General features: G+C 56.4%; 18 protein-coding genes and 1 rRNA gene. All 19 read right to left on the bottom strand.

All coding sequences use genetic code 11. From position 1 onward, the window contains the following. A 16S ribosomal RNA gene (locus JJB07_RS20470) occupies positions 1-61 on the bottom strand; the annotation flags it as partial. A gap of 226 nt (positions 62-287) precedes the next feature. Beyond that, a complete protein-coding gene (locus JJB07_RS20465; protein WP_201637967.1) occupies positions 288-1,235 on the bottom strand; it encodes a hypothetical protein in 948 nt (315 codons plus the stop codon). A gap of 82 nt (positions 1,236-1,317) precedes the next feature. Beyond that, positions 1,318-1,707, bottom strand: coding sequence for a hypothetical protein (locus JJB07_RS20460; RefSeq protein WP_201637966.1), 390 nt, complete (start codon positions 1,705-1,707; stop codon positions 1,318-1,320). Between the two features lie 252 nt (positions 1,708-1,959). Further along, entirely contained in the window at positions 1,960-2,844 is an 885-nt protein-coding gene (gene dapA, locus JJB07_RS20455) for a 4-hydroxy-tetrahydrodipicolinate synthase (RefSeq protein WP_201637965.1), read from the bottom strand. A gap of 19 nt (positions 2,845-2,863) precedes the next feature. Continuing rightward, a complete protein-coding gene (gene dapG, locus JJB07_RS20450) occupies positions 2,864-4,084 on the bottom strand; it encodes an aspartate kinase (protein WP_201637964.1) in 1,221 nt (406 codons plus the stop codon). A gap of 11 nt (positions 4,085-4,095) precedes the next feature. Beyond that, a complete protein-coding gene (locus tag JJB07_RS20445; protein WP_201637963.1) occupies positions 4,096-5,133 on the bottom strand; it encodes an aspartate-semialdehyde dehydrogenase in 1,038 nt (345 codons plus the stop codon). A gap of 35 nt (positions 5,134-5,168) precedes the next feature. Then, the gene (locus JJB07_RS20440; RefSeq protein WP_201637962.1) at positions 5,169-5,771 is read right to left on the bottom strand and encodes a dipicolinate synthase subunit B; all 603 of its coding nucleotides are present in this window, start codon (positions 5,769-5,771) and stop codon (positions 5,169-5,171) included. Positions 5,772-5,786: 15 nt separating this feature from the next. After that, the gene (dpsA, locus tag JJB07_RS20435; protein WP_201637961.1) at positions 5,787-6,665 is read right to left on the bottom strand and encodes a dipicolinate synthase subunit DpsA; all 879 of its coding nucleotides are present in this window, start codon (positions 6,663-6,665) and stop codon (positions 5,787-5,789) included. A gap of 108 nt (positions 6,666-6,773) precedes the next feature. Further along, a complete protein-coding gene (locus JJB07_RS20430) occupies positions 6,774-7,037 on the bottom strand; it encodes a YlmC/YmxH family sporulation protein (RefSeq protein ID WP_201637960.1) in 264 nt (87 codons plus the stop codon). 109 nt (positions 7,038-7,146) lie between these two features. Continuing rightward, a complete protein-coding gene (locus JJB07_RS20425) occupies positions 7,147-8,388 on the bottom strand; it encodes a M16 family metallopeptidase (protein WP_236588246.1) in 1,242 nt (413 codons plus the stop codon). Between the two features lie 89 nt (positions 8,389-8,477). Beyond that, positions 8,478-9,488, bottom strand: coding sequence for a polysaccharide deacetylase family protein (locus tag JJB07_RS24105; protein WP_201637959.1), 1,011 nt, complete (start codon positions 9,486-9,488; stop codon positions 8,478-8,480). Next, on the bottom strand, positions 9,485-10,237 hold the full coding sequence (locus tag JJB07_RS20415) for a polysaccharide deacetylase family protein (RefSeq protein ID WP_201637958.1): 753 nt from the start codon (positions 10,235-10,237) through the stop codon (positions 9,485-9,487). The genes JJB07_RS24105 and JJB07_RS20415 overlap by 4 nt, the downstream gene beginning before the upstream one ends. Positions 10,238-10,346: 109 nt before the next feature. Next, positions 10,347-12,596: a polyribonucleotide nucleotidyltransferase gene (gene pnp, locus JJB07_RS20410; RefSeq protein WP_430727237.1), complete on the bottom strand. Its 2,250-nt coding sequence runs from the start codon at positions 12,594-12,596 to the stop codon at positions 10,347-10,349. 151 nt (positions 12,597-12,747) lie between these two features. Continuing rightward, positions 12,748-13,017 carry a 30S ribosomal protein S15 gene (gene rpsO, locus JJB07_RS20405; RefSeq protein ID WP_201637956.1) on the bottom strand — a complete coding sequence of 90 codons (270 nt, stop codon included), beginning with the start codon at positions 13,015-13,017 and terminating at the stop codon, positions 12,748-12,750. 306 nt (positions 13,018-13,323) lie between these two features. Then, positions 13,324-13,551, bottom strand: a complete 228-nt coding sequence (locus JJB07_RS20400) for a hypothetical protein (protein WP_201637955.1) — start codon at positions 13,549-13,551, stop codon at positions 13,324-13,326. Between the two features lie 178 nt (positions 13,552-13,729). Continuing rightward, on the bottom strand, positions 13,730-14,680 hold the full coding sequence (locus JJB07_RS20395; RefSeq protein ID WP_201637954.1) for a bifunctional riboflavin kinase/FAD synthetase: 951 nt from the start codon (positions 14,678-14,680) through the stop codon (positions 13,730-13,732). Between the two features lie 18 nt (positions 14,681-14,698). Beyond that, the gene (truB, locus tag JJB07_RS20390) at positions 14,699-15,619 is read right to left on the bottom strand and encodes a tRNA pseudouridine(55) synthase TruB (RefSeq protein ID WP_236588245.1); all 921 of its coding nucleotides are present in this window, start codon (positions 15,617-15,619) and stop codon (positions 14,699-14,701) included. Continuing rightward, complete coding sequence (locus tag JJB07_RS20385; protein ID WP_201637953.1) at positions 15,616-16,614, bottom strand: DHH family phosphoesterase; 999 nt, start codon at positions 16,612-16,614, stop codon at positions 15,616-15,618. The genes truB and JJB07_RS20385 overlap by 4 nt, the downstream gene beginning before the upstream one ends. After that, complete coding sequence (gene rbfA / locus JJB07_RS20380) at positions 16,586-16,966, bottom strand: 30S ribosome-binding factor RbfA (RefSeq protein WP_201637952.1); 381 nt, start codon at positions 16,964-16,966, stop codon at positions 16,586-16,588. Before rbfA ends, JJB07_RS20385 begins: the two co-directional genes overlap by 29 nt. Between the last annotated feature and the right edge of the window lie 10 nt (positions 16,967-16,976).

Here is a 16,976-nt window from a genome sequence, read left to right as displayed (position 1 = left end):
CTTGCATGTATTAGGCACGCCGCCAGCGTTCGTCCTGAGCCAGGATCAAACTCTCAATAAAAGTTTGGTTCTGACTCGAATCGATCTTCATCTATCACTCGTTTAGTTTTCAAGGATCAATCGCATTTCATTTTCTCTCATCAACCGCTTGTCTCTCGCGGCGACAAGATGTATCTTATCATGCCCACTCCCGGACCTCAACAAAAACTCATGAACAATCTCGAACAAACTACGCCTTCTCAAGAGATGACCTGCACGGCGCTCCGCCGTACAGGTCTTTTTTTCACTCATTCGACATGAAGTGTGAATCGGAACGAAGAGTTGACGTTCAACCGACTGACATGGGCACTGTCCGGCATCGAGAACGGCTCCACCGCAACAAAACTCGCGACCTCATAGTCACCCGGCTTGTCCGGCGCCGTAAACTTCAACGTCCTCACCGCAAACTTGCCTGCCGGGACCTTGGCGAACCAATACGGCTCTCCACTCTCCCACGGCACCTGCTGCCAACCAAGCGTCATCCATGACAAGTACGTTTCCGCCTCCGGGTCGCCACCCATGCGAACGGAAAACTCCACGGGCTGTCTGGCTTTTACCGTCACTTGTTTGGGAGGAACTTTGAACGTATCCGGATTGCTCACGTCAGGACTTAAAAACACCCCGTTAAAACCATTGGCTTCGCGGGTAACCTCGCTCGGCGCGGGAACCGGTGCGCCCTGAAAGGCGTCCCCTTGTTTCTTGACGAGCGTATAACGCCCAGCCGTTCCGAAAAACTCGCTCGGCTCTTTAGCCGCACTCGTCAACTTGTTCGACTCCGCGATCAGCGAGAGCACCAGCGCATGTGCGCCGTCCCCCAGATCTTGTACCGGGAAGTGCAACGGCACCAGCTTTTCTTCGTTGTTCTTCAACTCAAACGACACCGTCAATTCCTTGCGTTGCTTGTAATCCAAATAGACCAGCAACGAAAACGTTGCGTCCTGCCCCGAGAAGTTGTGTACTTTCACCGGGTACTGAAACTCTTGCAGGCTTGAGATGTCGATCTCAAACGTCTTGCTCACAGGCGCATCGAGCGAAACGTTGTATCCTAATTCCTTGTCCGCCATCTGTTGCACAATCTGTTGGGCTTGCGTCTGCTCATCCAGCTTGTCAACGTACGCGACTTTCACGAACACGATCCCAAACCCCAGAACCAGACCGATCAGCACCAAAAAGAGAAACTCCCATAGTTTTTTCACCTGTCAAACACCTGCCAAGTAAACAACTCCCATCACATACAGTGACAGGAGTTGTCCAAAGTTGTTGAATCCGGTGTGGGTTCTAGAAGTAGAGGTTGGTCGACGTTACCGCGAAACCTGCGGTGCCATCGGTGAATTGGTGGTAGCCAGCGAAGTGGCCGGCAGTGGAGTCGAGGGTGTTCGCGGAGGATTCAACGTAGGTGCCGTTGTTAACCGAGTTGGAATGGCCGCCGTAGTTGATGCCGCCATCACCGTAGTAGGTGTGCAGGGAAGCAACCAAGTTGCCTACCGGAGCGGAGGTGGAGGAAGTTGCGTAAGCGGTCGGTTGAGCGCCGCCGGATACCAGGACCAAAGAGCCGGTCAGGGTAACGCCGTTTTTCACCTTGGAAGCGGTTTGTGCTGCACCTGCGGTGGTTGCAACTGCGAGAGCTGCTACTGCCATAACGGTTGCGATTTTCGTGATCTTTTTCATTTCTTTCACTCCTATCATAAATTGTATTGGTGTTTCTGTTTATGATATTAATCCCTCTCTATCGTTTTATCATCTTGACTAGGTAGTCATTTTCGTGAACTAGAAGGTCCATAGGTCATGCTAGCTGGTTTTTTCGCCACTTTAAACACCTAATCATTTTTGTGAATTTTAGTTACATTAACGGAAGTATTTTTACACCCCCGCCACAAAAAAAGACCCGATCCGTTTTCGGACCGAGTCTTTCTCTTTCCCTTAGGCGTGCAATTGCTTCAAAAGGCCGAGACGCTTGCGCACTTCGGAGACCAGGGCTTCGTCTGCTTCCACGAGCGGCAAGCGAACGCCGCCGACTTGCAGGCCGAGCATCTGGAGAGACGCTTTGACCAACGTCGGGTTGGTCGCAAGGAACAGCCCCTTGAAGATCGGAGTCAAGCGCTTGTGCCACTCGGCTGCGTCGGTCGTGCGACCTTCAAGGAATGCGTTGATCATCTGGGTCATCTCGTCGCCGATTACATGCGATGCAACCGACACGATGCCATACGCACCTGCCGCCATCATCGGCAGAGTCAAGATGTCGTCTCCGCTGTACACGAGGAATCCCTCAGGCGCACGTGCGGTGATCTCGCTGATCTGGCCGAAGTCGCCGCTCGATTCCTTGGTGGCGACGATGTTCGAGACTTCTGCGAGGCGCAGCGTCGTCTCGGCATCCATGTTGATCGAGGTGCGGCCCGGGATGTTGTAGAGCATGCACGGAATCTTCACTCCATCGGCGATCGCTTTGAAGTGTTGGTACATCCCCTCTTGGGACGGCTTGTTGTAATACGGGACGACGAGCAAGAGCCCGTCGACACCCGTTTCCTCCGCCTCTTGGGAGAACCTCACGCTGTCTGCCGTGGAGTTGCTGCCGGTTCCGGCGATGACTTTCGCACGTCCCGCTGCCGTTGAAACGACGCGCTTGAACAGCGCGAGTTTCTCGTCGTGCGAGAGAGCCGGCGATTCCCCGGTCGTCCCGCAGACCACAATCGACGTGGTCCCGGTGGCGATCAGGTGCTCAACCAAAGAGTCAACTTGGTCAAAGTCGATTTGCAAATGTTGATCAAAAGGTGTGACCATCGCGGTCACAAGTCTTCCGAATGTCATGTTGACACCATCCTTATGTCTATCGCTGATGCAATTGAAATTTGTTGTGGAGGGCGCGGATGGACTTCACCATGTCTTCACCGCGCACGAGCACCCAGATCGTGGTGTGTGAGTCGGCGGATTGCAGAATTTCGATGCCCTCGGAAACGATGGCCTCGACGATCAGCGCCATGACGCCCGGTACACCGGCGATGCCTGCTCCGACGATGGCGATCTTGGCACAGCTCTTCGACACTTCCGGCTCAAACCCGAGTCCGCGCAAGATGCGCACCGCTTCGGTGGTATCGCGATCGGTGACCGTATACGCAACACCGCGCGGGTTGACGTTGATCAAGTCCACGGAGATGCCGTTGTCCGCCATCGCCCGGAACACGCTTCGCTGCATCGGCAAGTGCTCGCCCACTGCAGCAAAGACTTTGATCTGCGTCACATTCGCCGTCTGGGTAATGCCCGTGACCATGCGGTCGCCCAGATAGTCTTCGATTCGGTCGCTTTCGTGCGACGAGGTGACCAACGTGCCTTCGTCCTTGCTCATCGTGGAGCGGACGCGAATCGGAATGTTTTTCTGCATCGCGATCTCGACGGCACGCGGGTGGATGACTTTCGCCCCTTGGTAGGCCAAGTTGCAAATCTCCGTGTACGTGACGGTTCGCAGACGCGATGCGTTGTCCACAATTCGCGGGTCGGCGGTCATGATCCCTTCCACATCGGTGAAAATGTCCACGATTTCGGCATCCAACGCCACTCCAAGCGCGGTGGCGGACGTATCGCTTCCACCTCTTCCAAGCGTTGTGATCTCGTCGTTCGGAGCCCCGCCTTGGAACCCGGTGACGATCACGACGCGGTCCTTCTCCAGCTCTTGGACGATGCGTTTGGGGTTGATCGTGACAATCTGTGCCCGAGAGTAGTCTTCGTTGGTGAGAATCCCCGCCTGAGTGCCGTTGAGCACAGTTGCTTCGACACCCTTGCCTCGCAACTGTGCTGCAAACGCCACGGCGGAAATCAACTCGCCGCACGACATCAGGAGGTCAAGTTCTCTGCGGTTCGTGCGGTCCTGCTCATCGAGAATCGACAGCAGAGAGTCGGTTGCGTACGGGTCGCCTTTGCGTCCCATCGCCGATACGACGACGACGACGCTGTAGCCCTCCCGTCGTGCATCCTGAATATGCTCAATCGCTTGTTCGCGGGTCTCGCGGCTGGCTACGGAGGTTCCCCCGAACTTTTGGACTAAGATGCGCATAGCGTCCCCTTCTATCTGGTTTTCACCATATACTCAGCGATTTGCACCGCATTCCAAGCTGCGCCTTTGAGCACGTTGTCAGACACGATCCAGAGATTCAGGCCGCGCGGGTGGAACAAGTCGCGGCGAATGCGCCCAATGTACGTGTCGTAGGAGCCCTCTGCGGTAACCGCCATCGGGTATTCTTGAGCCTCCGGGTTGTCAACGACTTTTACGCCCGGCGCCGTTTGCAACAATTGCACCACTTCTTCGAGGTCAAACGAATCCTTGAGTTCAAGGTATACAGACTCGGAGTGTCCATAGAGCACCGGCACGCGGACGGTGGTCGGCGTAACTTGGATCTCCGGGTCGCCGAAGATCTTGCGGGTTTCGTTGACCATCTTCATTTCTTCCTTGGTAAAACCGTTATCGGTAAAGGCGTCAATCTGCGGAATGACGTTGAACGCCTGTTGGTGTTTTTTCGGAAGCGAACCGACCGGGAGCACTTTGGGCTCCGGTTGTTTGCCGTCGAGAATGTCACGAGTTTGATCGAGGAGGTCGTTGATCGCGTTCTGACCCGCCCCGGAGACTGCTTGATAGGTGGAAACGATGATGCGGTCGATGCCATACGCATCGTAGAGCGGCTTGAGGGCCACGACCATCTGGATGGTGGAGCAGTTCGGGTTCGCGATGATGCCTTGGTGTTGACCGATCATGTGCGGGTTGACTTCAGGCACGACGAGCGGCACTTCCGGCACCATGCGGAACGCCGAGGTATTGTCAATGACGACCGCGCCGTGTTCGACGGCAGCGGGCGCCAATTTTTCACTGATAGAGCCACCAGCGGAGAACAGGGCGAAGTCAATGCCTTCAAACGCCTCCGGACGCGCTTCTTCGACCGTGTACATTTGGCCTTGAAACTTCACCTGTTGCCCTGCGGAACGCGCGGACGCGAGCAGTTTCAGTTCGCCTACCGGAAAGTTGCGTTTCTCCAGCGTTTCGATGATTTTTTGTCCGACTGCGCCCGTGGCTCCCACCACCGCGACGTTGTAGCGATCCTTTTTCTCCATCTGGTATTCCATCTCCTCAACATAGGACTTGCCTTTTATTTTTGTAAATCCCGCCATTTTTCAACCAGGACCGGCTGGATTTGTTTCTTCTCCAGTGCGGCTTCCAAAGTCGGGATGATCATCTCGTTGCGCGCTACCAACGAGTTGACCTTCTTCACCGGGTCGTCTTGCCCGAACGGGACGAAAAAGATGTTCTTGGTCGCCATCAAGCGTGCCAAATTGGCCATGTTCAGACCCAAACCGTCGTTGGTCGAGATCGACAGCACGACGGGCCGCTCATTGCGAAGCGTAGCCTTCGCCGCCATCAACACCGGCGACTCGGTCAATGCGTTGGCAAGTTTGCTCAGCGTGTTGCCGGTGCACGGTGCAATCAGCACCACGTCACACAGCAAGGAAGGTCCAAGCGGTTCTGCTTCCGGGATCGAACGGATGGCTTTCTCCCCCGTGATTCTCTCAATCGTTGCGACCCATTCGTCTGCTTCCGCGAAACGAGTGCTCGTCGATTGCACTGTATAAGAGAGGATCGGAATGACGCGCGCTCCGATCTTGACCAGCTCTTCCAGGGCCGGTTGGACGTCCGCATACGTGCAATGCGAACCGGTCAATGCAAAGCCTACGGTCTTTCCTTTGAGATCCATAGTCGATACCTCCGGTTATGCGTGTTCCCACAACAGCCGGCACAAGGTACGTGCCAAAATCTGGCCGGATGTTTTGGGCGCAACGATGCCCGGCAAGCTTGGAGCAAGGATAGCCTTGATTCCCCGTTTCTCTGCATAGCGGAAGTCTGTGCCACCGGGATTGGAGGCAATGTCGATAATTACGCAAGACTTCGGCACCTTCGCAAGGACTTCTGCCGACAAGATCATCGCCGGCACCGTGTTGAAGAGGATCTGTGCCTCTTTGACTGCGAGTAATAGGTCCTCCATCGCGAGGGCTTTCAATCCCATCTCTTCGATTCGTGCCAGATCGGGTGCCCGTCGTGCGCAGACGGTGACGTTCGCGCCGATGCCGTCAAGCATCCGAGCCAGCGTGACGCCGCAGCGACCGAAACCGAGGACGACCGAATTCGACCCATGCAGGGTGATGTCGGTGTTCTGCATCGCGAACTGGATCGCCCCTTCTGCAGAGGGGATCGAGTTGTGAATCGCCACTTCGTCGAGCTCCATCAATTTGAACAACCGCAGTTCCCGTTTCTGGCACAGTTCGTTCAGACGTTTGCGAGCGATGCCGGTGAAGACCATCGTCTGGCGTTGCATCGCTTCAAAATGAGACTCCTCGAGGACAATCGGACTCGAAGAATATTGTGCTTGCACTTTGCCTTCGTCATCCATCCCGGAAACGGGAAGTACGATTGCATCCACATCGGACAATACGTCCGGGGAGAGCGCCGCCTTCACCGTGTCCGGCAGCGGAGTCTCAAGTTGGTCGAAGCCGATCAAGACGATGCTCGCATCCAATTCACTCGCATGTTTGATCACTTCGATGATGCGGGCGTCTCCGCCGACGAACGCCATTTTGATCCCAGTCAGCATGCTCCGGTGCCCCTTTCAGAACATTTTACGCCAAACCCTTGAATTTGCATAGACTGCGCAACACGAGAACGGGGATGCTCCATGCCGCGACCGTTGCAGTGAGATATCCTATTCATGGGCGTTGTGTCTGGTGACTCGCGGAGTGGATTCCGAATCGAGGATGATCATATCCGGCCCGATTTTCACGATCGCATCCCACGGAATCACCGTCTCCTCCCGTCGCTTAGAAAAAAATCCGGCCGGCACCAACAGAATCGAATCGATGCGCCCCGTCTCTTCATCCACCCACAGATCCGCCCCGCCAAGAGACCCGATCTTCGTTCCCGATTGCATGTCGATCATTTCCTTGCCCGCCAATTCGCTCAGTCTCATCCTACGCACAGCCCCTCTCCTCGAAAATGGTTCGTTTCGTAATGGCTTATGCGTTCGAAAAAGTAAAAAGTACCCGCCCGAGGGCCGGTACTTTTTTCGGAGATTCGATTTAGCGATGCAAGCCGAGCAACGTCTCGTTGGGGCCGACAGCCGCCATCGCAGACGTGGAGCCGCCCAGCATCAATTTCGCTGCTTCGTGAACTTGGTCGAGGGTGACGGACTGCACCTTCGCCACCAGCTCGTCGAGCGTGTTGTGGCGGCCGAGCAGTTCGTTTTTGCCCAAGCGACTCATGCGGCTCGATGTGCTCTCCATCGACAGCATCAGCGAACCTTTGACTTGTTCCTTCGCTTTGGTCAATTCGTCCTGCGACACACCTTGGCGCACCATCGTCTCGAAGATTTCGCCGGTCAAATCGAGAACGGTCTGCGCGCGCTCCGGTGCCGTGCCGCAGTAGAGACCGAACACGCCGGTGTCTTTGTACGCGGTGTGGTAGGAGTAGATCGAGTACGCCAACCCGCGCTCCTCCCGCACTTCTTGGAAGAGACGCGACGACGAGGTGCCGCCGAGAATGTTGTTGAAGAGAATGCACGGGTAGATCATCGGGTGGTCGTACTGGAAGCCCGGCATCCCGAGCACGATGTGCGTCTGCTCCGTCGCTTTGTGGCGGATCGCTTGCCCCGCCGTGAACGTCGCTTTCTCAAGCGTGCGGTCGCGACGGGATTGCTTGATGCCGCCAAACAACTGCTCCGCTTGCTTCAGCACATCGTCGCGCTTGATGTTGCCCGCGATGGCGAGCACGATGTTGTCGGTCGTGTACTGCTCCGCCATGTAGCCGAACAGGTCCTTGGAGGTGAACGCGTTCAAGTTCTCCTCGGTGCCGAGGATGTTGTACCCGAGCGGATGCGTGGGGAAAATCACTTCCGCGATCAGGTCGTGGACGAGTTCGTCGGGCGCGTCTTCGTACATTTTGATCTCTTCAACGACGACACGGCGCTCCTTGACGAGTTCTTCCTCCGCAAATTTCGAGTTCAACAACATGTCGGAGAGCGTCGAGAGCGCGAGACCGAAGTGCTCGTCGAGAACTTTAGCGTAGTAGCAGGTGTATTCCTTCGATGTAAAAGCGTTCACTTGGCCGCCGATTCCGTCAAACAGCTCGGCGATTTGGCGCGCGTTGAGCTTGTCGGTGCCTTTGAACATCATATGTTCGATAAAATGGGTCACGCCGTTGTTCTGAGGGTTCTCCTCGCGGGAACCTGTGCCGACCCAAATGCCGAGCGACACGGAACGAACGGTTGGAATCTCTTCGATGACCACACGGATTCCGTTCGGGAGTACTTCACGGTAGATCAAGGACATCCTCCTCGTACACGTTACGTCATATAGAAACTGCCACTACTATAACAGAACATTCCAATCGGAACAAGCGGAGAGCTTACGGCTTACGGTGTCGGCAACGGTCGCACCGGGTCGAGCAGTTGGGAGACGGTGACGAGTCCGTAGCCTTTTTTCTGCAATCCTTGCAGTATGGTACGCAGAGCGTCACGTGTCGGTGCCGTGGGATGCATGAGCACGAGAGCTCCGTTTTCCGCACGGCTGAGCACGCGGTTTGAGATGTCGGAGGCCGGCGGTTTTTTCCAGTCGATCGTGTCGAGCGTCCAGAGGATCGTGCGCATCTTCTGCCCGTATGCCGTTTTCACCGTGGTGTCGTTGTACGCGCCGGACGGTGGGCCGAACAGCTTCGGGGTGACCCCGGTCGCTTTTTGGATGGCTTGGTTGGTGCGGGAGATCTGGCTTTGTTGGGAGCCGGCGTTCAATTTCGACATGTCCGGGTGCGTGTAGGCATGGTTTCCGACTTCATGCCCGCGCGCGACGATTTCTTTGGCGACGGCGGGGTTGTCCGCCGTCCACGAGCCGTCGAGGAAAAACGTCGCTTTCACGCCGTACTCATCTAACGTTTTTAAAATCTCCTCTATATATTCTGTCCCCCAAGCGACGTTTATCATAAGTGCCATTTGTTTTTTTTCTGCGTTGCCCCGATAGATCGGCACGGGTCCGAGGTCGTCGAGCGAGACTTTGGGGGGAATTTGCTCGGCGACGAGTTGGATGCGGCCGTCGTTGACCTTTTCCGTTTTGCGGACGGTTGCGTCGACGTCGATTTTGATACCGTTCAGTCCAGGGATGCCCTTCCAGACTCGATCGTTGTGTGCGTCGATCGGTTTGGCGTCGTACTGCGCGGCAAGCGCCTGCACGCGTTGTTGAAGCGACTCGGTTTGATTTGAGCCCGCCATGGCGCTCACGACAGCCAGCGGTTGCGTCGAAAACCCCTCGGGTTGTCCGCTCCAAAAAAAGCCGCCGGCGAGCAGCAGCGCGGCGGCTGCCCCCGCGATCAAGCGGCCGCGTGGAAGTTTGACTTTGATGGAGAGAATCGGCTTGGAGATCGGTTTTTTCACGAGCGTCGCTCCCCCTCCCCTTGCAGGTCGGAGCACGTGCGCCAGTGGAAGCCCGCTCCTTGCACAGCCTTCAAGAGTTGCGGCAGCCGGGCCGCCGTGTCGGAGTCGGTGCGCAGGCGCAAGATGTCACCCGGTTGCAAGGCGTTCTCGACCCCGCTCCAGACTGCGGTCGGGTCTTGCCCGGTTTGCGGCGCCGCGTTAACCGACCAAGAGATGAGGTCTTCGTGGCGTTCGCGAATCACTTTGGCGACCGCTCCCTTGGATTCGCCAAACGGGATGCGAAACAGCGTGGAGTCGGGCAAGCCCGCTTTTTTCCAAGCTTGATCCGATTTGCTAAGTTCCGCTTGAACGTCTGCTGTGGAGAGATCGGTGGCTTTGCGGTAGGTGTAGAGGGATTGGCCGACTTCATGGCCTTGGCGCACGATCTCCATCGCCGTGCGCGGGTTTTTCTCCACCCACTCCCCCGTTAGGAAAAAGGTCGCGTGTACGCGCCCGGCTCGCAGTTGATTCAGGACATCGGCTACATGTTCGCTGTCGGATGTGCCGACATCGAAGGTGAGCGCGACTGCGCGTTCTTGGACGTTGTAGCTTTGGACGGGAATTGCCATGCCTTTCAGGTCACGTACGTATGTATTGATCGCCAACGTGTCGCTGAGGCCGGAGTACAGCAGCAGGCACACCGCCGCTGCGGCCAGCAGTTTGCCGGCTTGTACCCGCCGCGCCGTCGAGGTCGTTTTGGTCTTCATCATCGTACCTCCTCCTTGTGCTAGGAGATTGTATGCGAAAAAGGAGGAGGCTAGACCGAAAAAAAGAGACAGGCCGCCAAGATGCGGACTGTCTCTCTTTTTGTAAAGTGTGTTATTGCTTGGTTTCTTGGCGCGGACGGTCGCCGTTGTACGGACGACGGTCGCCGCCACGGTCACCACCACCACGCGGACCACGGTCGCCTTCGCGGTTTTCACGACGCGGCGGGCGGGTTTCCGACGGAGGAGACGGCGGGAGACCTTTCAACTCGCGGAGTGCTTCTTTGTGCGAGAGGTTGACGCGGCCTTGCGGGTCGATCTCGGTACATTTGACGAGCAGCATGTCACCGACTTTGACAACGTCTTCGGTGTTTGCGACACGCTCTTCGCCGAGTTGCGAAATGTGGACGAGACCTTCCTTGCCCGGCAGAACTTCCACGAACGCGCCGTACTTCTCAACGCGGGTGACTTTGCCGTTGTAGGTGACGCCGGCTTCGACTTCCTTGACGATGCCTTCGATGATCGCTTTCGCCTTGGCACCCGCTTCACCGTTGGTTGCAGCGATGAAGACGCGGCCGTCTTGCTCGATGTCGATCTTGACGCCGGTTTCGTCGATGATCTTGTTGATCACGCGACCACCCGGTCCAATGACGTCGCGGATCTTGTCCGGGTTGATGCGCAGGGTGATGATGCGCGGTGCGTACGGGGACAGATCTTCGCGCGGTTGCGCGAGTGCTTCCATCATCTTGGCGAGGATGTGTGCGCGGCCGCGGTGAGCCTGCTCCATCGCCGTTTCAAGGACTTCGCGGTTGATGCCCTTGATCTTGATGTCCATTTGCAGCGCGGTGATGCCCTTCTCGGTGCCCGCAACTTTGAAGTCCATGTCGCCGAGATGGTCTTCCATGCCTTGGATGTCGGTGAGGACGGCCATTTTGTCGCCGTCGGCAATCAGACCCATCGCAACGCCGGACACCGGAGCTTTGATCGGCACGCCTGCGTCCATCATCGCGAGGATGGAGCCGCAGATCGACGCTTGCGAAGAGGAACCGTTCGATTCGAGAACTTCGGAAACGAGACGGATGGTGTACGGGAATTCTTCTTTGTCCGGGATCACCGGTTCCATCGCACGTTCGCCGAGAGCGCCGTGACCGATGTCGCGGCGAGACGGAGCGCGCAACGGGCGAGCTTCGCCGACGGAGAACGGCGGGAAGTTGTAATGGTGCATGAAGCGCTTCTCTTCTTCGAGGCCGATGCCGTCGATTTCCTGTGCATCGCCGAGGACGCCGAGGGTACAGACGGAGAGCACTTGCGTTTGACCGCGGGTGAACAGGCCGGAACCGTGAACGCGCGGGAGGATGCCGACTTCGGTCGAGATCGGACGAACTTCGTCGATCTTGCGGCCGTCCGGACGAACGCCTTCGTGTACGATTGCGTAACGAACTTGTTCCTTCACGATGTCGTAGAGAACTTCGCCGATGTCCTTGGCGTGCGTGCCAAAGGCTTCCTCGCCAAGCTCTTCGAGCATTGCAGCTTTCACTTCATCCTTCACGGACGAGATGTTTTGTTCACGCTCGTGCTTGTCGAAAGTGCGAATCGCTTCCTTGAGCTTGTCCGTTGCCAGAGCGCGGACTTTTTCGTTGATCTCTGCATCGACTGCGCGGAGAACGACTTCCATTTTCTCCGGTTGCAGTTCTGCGACGATCTGCTCTTGGAACTCGACCAGTTCCTTGATGCGGTCGTGGCCGAACATGATCGCTTCGATCATGTCTGCTTCCGTAACTTCCTTGGCACCCGCTTCGACCATGTTGATCGCATGCTTGGTCCCTGCTACTACGAGATGCATGTCCGACAGTGCCGCTTGTTCGACGGTCGGGTTGACGATCAGTTCGCCGTCGATGCGACCGATGATGACGCCTGCAATCGGACCTTCAAACGGAACGTTGGAGGTCATCAGAGAAACGGATGTACCGATCATCGCAACGATTTCCGGTGCGCAGTCTTGGTCCACCGACATGACGATGTCCATGACTTGAATGTCGTTGCGGAACCCATCCGGGAACAACGGGCGAATCGGGCGGTCGATCAGGCGGGACGCCAAGATCGCTTTTTCGGACGGACGACCTTCACGCTTGATGAAGCCACCCGGAATTTTACCGACCGAGTAGAGACGCTCTTCGTAGTTGACCGTCAGCGGGAAGAAATCGAGGTCCTTCGGTTCTTTCGATGCTGTAACGGTCGACAGAACAACCGTATCGCCGTAGCGAACGAGGCAAGAGCCACTGGCTTGCTTCGCAACTTTACCAATCTCGATGCTCAGCGTGCGACCGCCAAGCGTTGTCGTAAAGACTTTGTGCATGGTATGCAAGATACCTCCTTACGGAATAGGCCTTATGTATGAACGATCTAAAATCTAATATTACTTCGCACATGAGGATAGTATTTCCTTCTTTGATCCAGAAAAATCATTGCAGACACAAAGAAGAAGCGGGAAACAATTTCCCGCTTCTTGCATGTTGTTACTTACGCAGACCCAGTTTCGCAACGGTTTCGCGGTAACGGTTTACATCCGACTTGCGGAGGTAGTTCAACAGGTTACGGCGATGACCGACCATTTTCAGAAGGCCACGACGGGAGTGGTGGTCTTTCTTATGCGTGCGCAGGTGGTCGTTCAGGTAGTTGATTTTGTTGGTCAGGATTGCGATTTGCACTTCCGGGGAACCCGTATCGGTTTCGTGTACTTGGAAGTTTTCGATCAGTGTTTTTTTCGCGTCTTGAGACAATGCCATCTCAATACACCTCCTATTGATATATCCCCAAGGCCCAGAATGTCGTCGGTGTGCTCGACAATCCGCGCTCATGGTTACTGTGTCATTTGCCGATTACTGTGATGACAAGGCGTCCCTGTGCAATGTCTTTCGCTACAATGTCAAAGGCTCTTCCATGTAAGGAGATAAATCCCCGGAATCTCGTCGCAACCGGCAGCACGCCCGGTAACAGCCGCGCGGCTCTCACGATATCGTCCACGTGAATGCCTCGCTGCCGCTCCTCATAGAGGCGCTGCTTTGCGTGGGCTGTGACGATGACCCTCATGATCAGTTGTACTCAAACGACAGTTGAAAGTCGTCGTCTCCCTCGGTAAACAAGGAAAACAGCGAGTCTTGGAAAGCTAGCAAAAAGGGATCATCCATCCCGGACTTGCGATAGAATTTCAGCAAGTCACGGTTGAGTCGTTTAAACTCATCGCTGACGCAGATGCGTGCCACTTCGCGGCACCACTCCATCAACTTTTCATCTCGTTCATCGACGTAGGGGTATCTCACGGCTCATCCATCCCTCGCTTCACGATCAAGTAAGGCCGGGAGCTGGGTCTAGTAGGACGACGTTAAGAACCACTAAGAGATTATAGCATAACAGAATCCCTGGCACAATACCAGCACTTGTGCTTCAAGTGTATGCGCCAAGGGATTCGATTCAGACCCGAGTTGCAAAGTCTGAAGATCAGGTCGAGTATTGCGCCAGCCTCGCTTGCGCTTCTTGCACGTCGGCCCCGATCTGGGCGATCAGTTCGTCGATGGAGAAAAACTTTTTCTCATCGCGCAGGAAGTCGAGCACTTCCACATAGACGGGCTGACCGTAAATGTCGCCGTCGAAGTGGAACAGATGCGCTTCCAGCGACCGATGCGCTTGATCGTGGAACGTGGGCTTCGTGCCGATGTTCATCACACCGGCGTGCCATACGCCGCCATAGTCGCCGCCGATGAGCACACGGACCAAGTAGACGCCGTTTTTCGGAAGCGAGTACGATTCGGACAATTCGATGTTCGCAGTGGGGAAGCCGAGCAATCGCCCGCGCTTCTCCCCGTGTACAACCTGACCCCCGACGCCATACGGACGGCCGAGCAATTCGTGAACCAGCCGCATGTCGCCGTAGCTCAGTTTCTCGCGGATCAGAGTCGAACTGACTTTCTCCCCGTAGCGGTTGACCGCGCCGACGATTTCGACGTAGATGCCGATCTGCTCCGCGAGTTTTTTCAAAAGAGACGCATCCGCTTGCCCGCCGCGTCCAAACGCGTAATCAAACCCGACTACCACGGTCTGCGGGTTCAACGCCGCCAAGAAACGGAATACAAACTCCTCCGCCGTCAACGTGGAAAACTCGGTTGTGAAATCCACCACATACGTGGTCTGCACACCGAGCCCCTCCAGGACCCGCATCTTCTCCTCAAACGGAGTCAGCAAGTTGTTGTAGTGGCCGCGACCCAACACGACGCGTGGATGCGGGTCGAACGTCAAAACGCTCGCCGGCAAACCGGACGCATCCGCCAATTCCTTGGCCCGACAAATCAGTTGTTGGTGCCCGATATGCAAGCCGTCAAAATTGCCGAGCGCCATCACCGACGGCCGTTCGGCACGACCTTCCGGAAGACCGTTGATCTTCAGGATCTCCATGTCACTCTCTCACCCCTGTTACTGCTCTTTGAACACCTTCTCCGGCAGTGTATGCGTCTCCCCGTCCGCAAAGGACTCTACACGATACAGAGCGAGCAACTGCCCGCCTCGTGTCTCCATGCGAATCAGCGAGCCGACTTCTACATCCGGCAAAACTTTTTTGATCGTGAAATCACGACCGTTGTGTACACGACGTTCCAACACTTCCGGTACAACGTGTACCGTCATGTGCGGGATGGCGGCGCCGAGCGGTTGCAGGCGCTGTTCAATCGTTCCATCCCCTACGGCTGCTTCGATCTCTTCCAGCGTCATCGCTTGTTCCAGCGTAAAAGGGCCGGAGCGTGTGCGCACGAGGTGGGACATGTGCGCAGGAACGCCGAGCTTCTGTCCGAGGTCGTGGCAGAGCGTACGAACGTACGTGCCCTTGGAGCACTCGACGGTGAAACGCACCTTGGGGTGCGGCATGTCGAGTTCCAACTCGTGAATCTCCAACTTGTAGATCGTCACGTTGCGCGCCGGAATTTCGACGTCCTCTCCCTGCCTCGCCAGATCGTAGGCACGCTTGCCGTCGATCTTGATCGCGGAGTAAGCCGGCGGAATCTGGGAGATCGTGCCGATGAAACTGTCGAACGCTGCACGCACCGCTTCTTCGGTCAGATGAACTTCCTCCACCTGTTCCACGACTTCACCGGATGCATCCTGCGTGGTCGAGGACCAGCCGAATGTCACTTCGCCCCGGTACGCTTTGGCCTGATCAAGCAGGTATTCTGCGACGCGGGTGGCGGTGCCGAGGCACAGCGGGAGAACGCCGGTGACGTCCGGATCGAGCGTGCCGGTATGGCCGATTTTTTTCATGCCGAGAATTCGGCGGGCGCGACCCACCACTTGCTGGGAAGTCAGACCCGCCGGTTTGTTCACAACGAGAATTCCGTTCATCATGCCTCCGTTGCTCCTGTCTCGGAAAAAGCGCGCGCGACGCGAGCGAGCACGCGGTCCTTCACTTCTTCAAGGTCTCCGTCTACCGTGCAACCAGACGCACGGGCGTGACCCCCGCCGCCGAGTTCGAGCGCCAAAGCGCCGACGTCGATGACGTACTTGGAACGGAAGCTGACTTTGGTCTTGCCGGGCGCTGCTTCGCGGAAGAGGATGCCGACTTCCACCCCTTCGACATTGCGCGGGTAGTTGACCAGCCCTTCCACGTCATCGTCGCAACCGTTCGCACAATTGATCATGTCGCGGGTGACAACGACCCACGCGTACTTCCCGTCTTCACTTCGCCCGAGGTTCTCCAGAGCGGAGCGAATCAAGAGCACTTGCGGCCACGTCATCGTCTCCATGACTTTGTCAATCACGTTGTACGGTTTCACGCCCAGTTTGAGCAAGGATGCTGCGATCAACATCACTTCCTCAGAGGTATTCGAGTACCGGAAGCCGCCCGTGTCGGTGACCAAGCCCGTGTAGAGGCAAGTGGCAGCGTCAAGAGAAAGATCCGCTTGGAGTTCACGCGAGATCTTGTAGACGATTTGGCAAGTAGCCGCTGCGTCGAGATCGACAAGGTTCTCCGTGCCAAAGAAATCGTTGGTTTTATGATGATCGATGTTCAAGATCACAGCATCGGGCGCGATCAACTCCCCGGACAGTCCGAGACGTTTGCGATCGCCGCAGTCAAAGGAAATCACGGAGCGGAAGCGAGTCTGGACATTCTTGGGGAGGAGAAAGCGGTCTGCCATCGGCAGGAACTGGAACTTGTCCGGAATGGGATCGTCGTTGACGAGCGTGAAGGTTTTGCCCAGTTGCTGGAGCAAATGGGCGGCGCCGAGCACGGAGCCGAGGGCGTCGCCGTCCGGCTTCTCATGCACGAGCAAGAGGAAATCATCGTATTCGCGGAAGAACTGAGCAGCGGTTTTATACGCCTGTTTCAGATCCGGGGTCATCGGTGGTTTCACCCTCTTTGATATCCCGCAGGACTTCGGAGATGCGGGTAGAATAGTCGAGCGACGTGTCGAGCTTAAAATGCAGTTCCGGGGTACGGCGCAGACGAATGCGACGTCCGACTTCTGCGCGGATAAAGCCGGTGGCTTTTTGCAGAGCGTCGAGCGAGCCTTTGCGTTGGTCGTCGTTCCCTAACACGCTGACAAAGACGGTTGCATGTTGCAAGTCGCCGGATGCCTCGACGCCGGTGATTGTGACGAACCCGACGCGTGGGTCTTTGATTTCGGTGCGAACAATATCAACGATTTCCTTTTTGATTTGTTCACCAACGCGGCTAACACGGATCTTGGCCATGTAGGGTTCC

The sequence above is a fragment of the Tumebacillus amylolyticus genome, from assembly GCF_016722965.1.
Classification (GTDB): Bacteria; Bacillota; Bacilli; order Tumebacillales; family Tumebacillaceae; genus Tumebacillus; species Tumebacillus amylolyticus.
The sequence above is the reverse complement of the archived record's forward strand: the minus strand, read 5'-3'. Positions and strand labels throughout refer to the sequence as shown.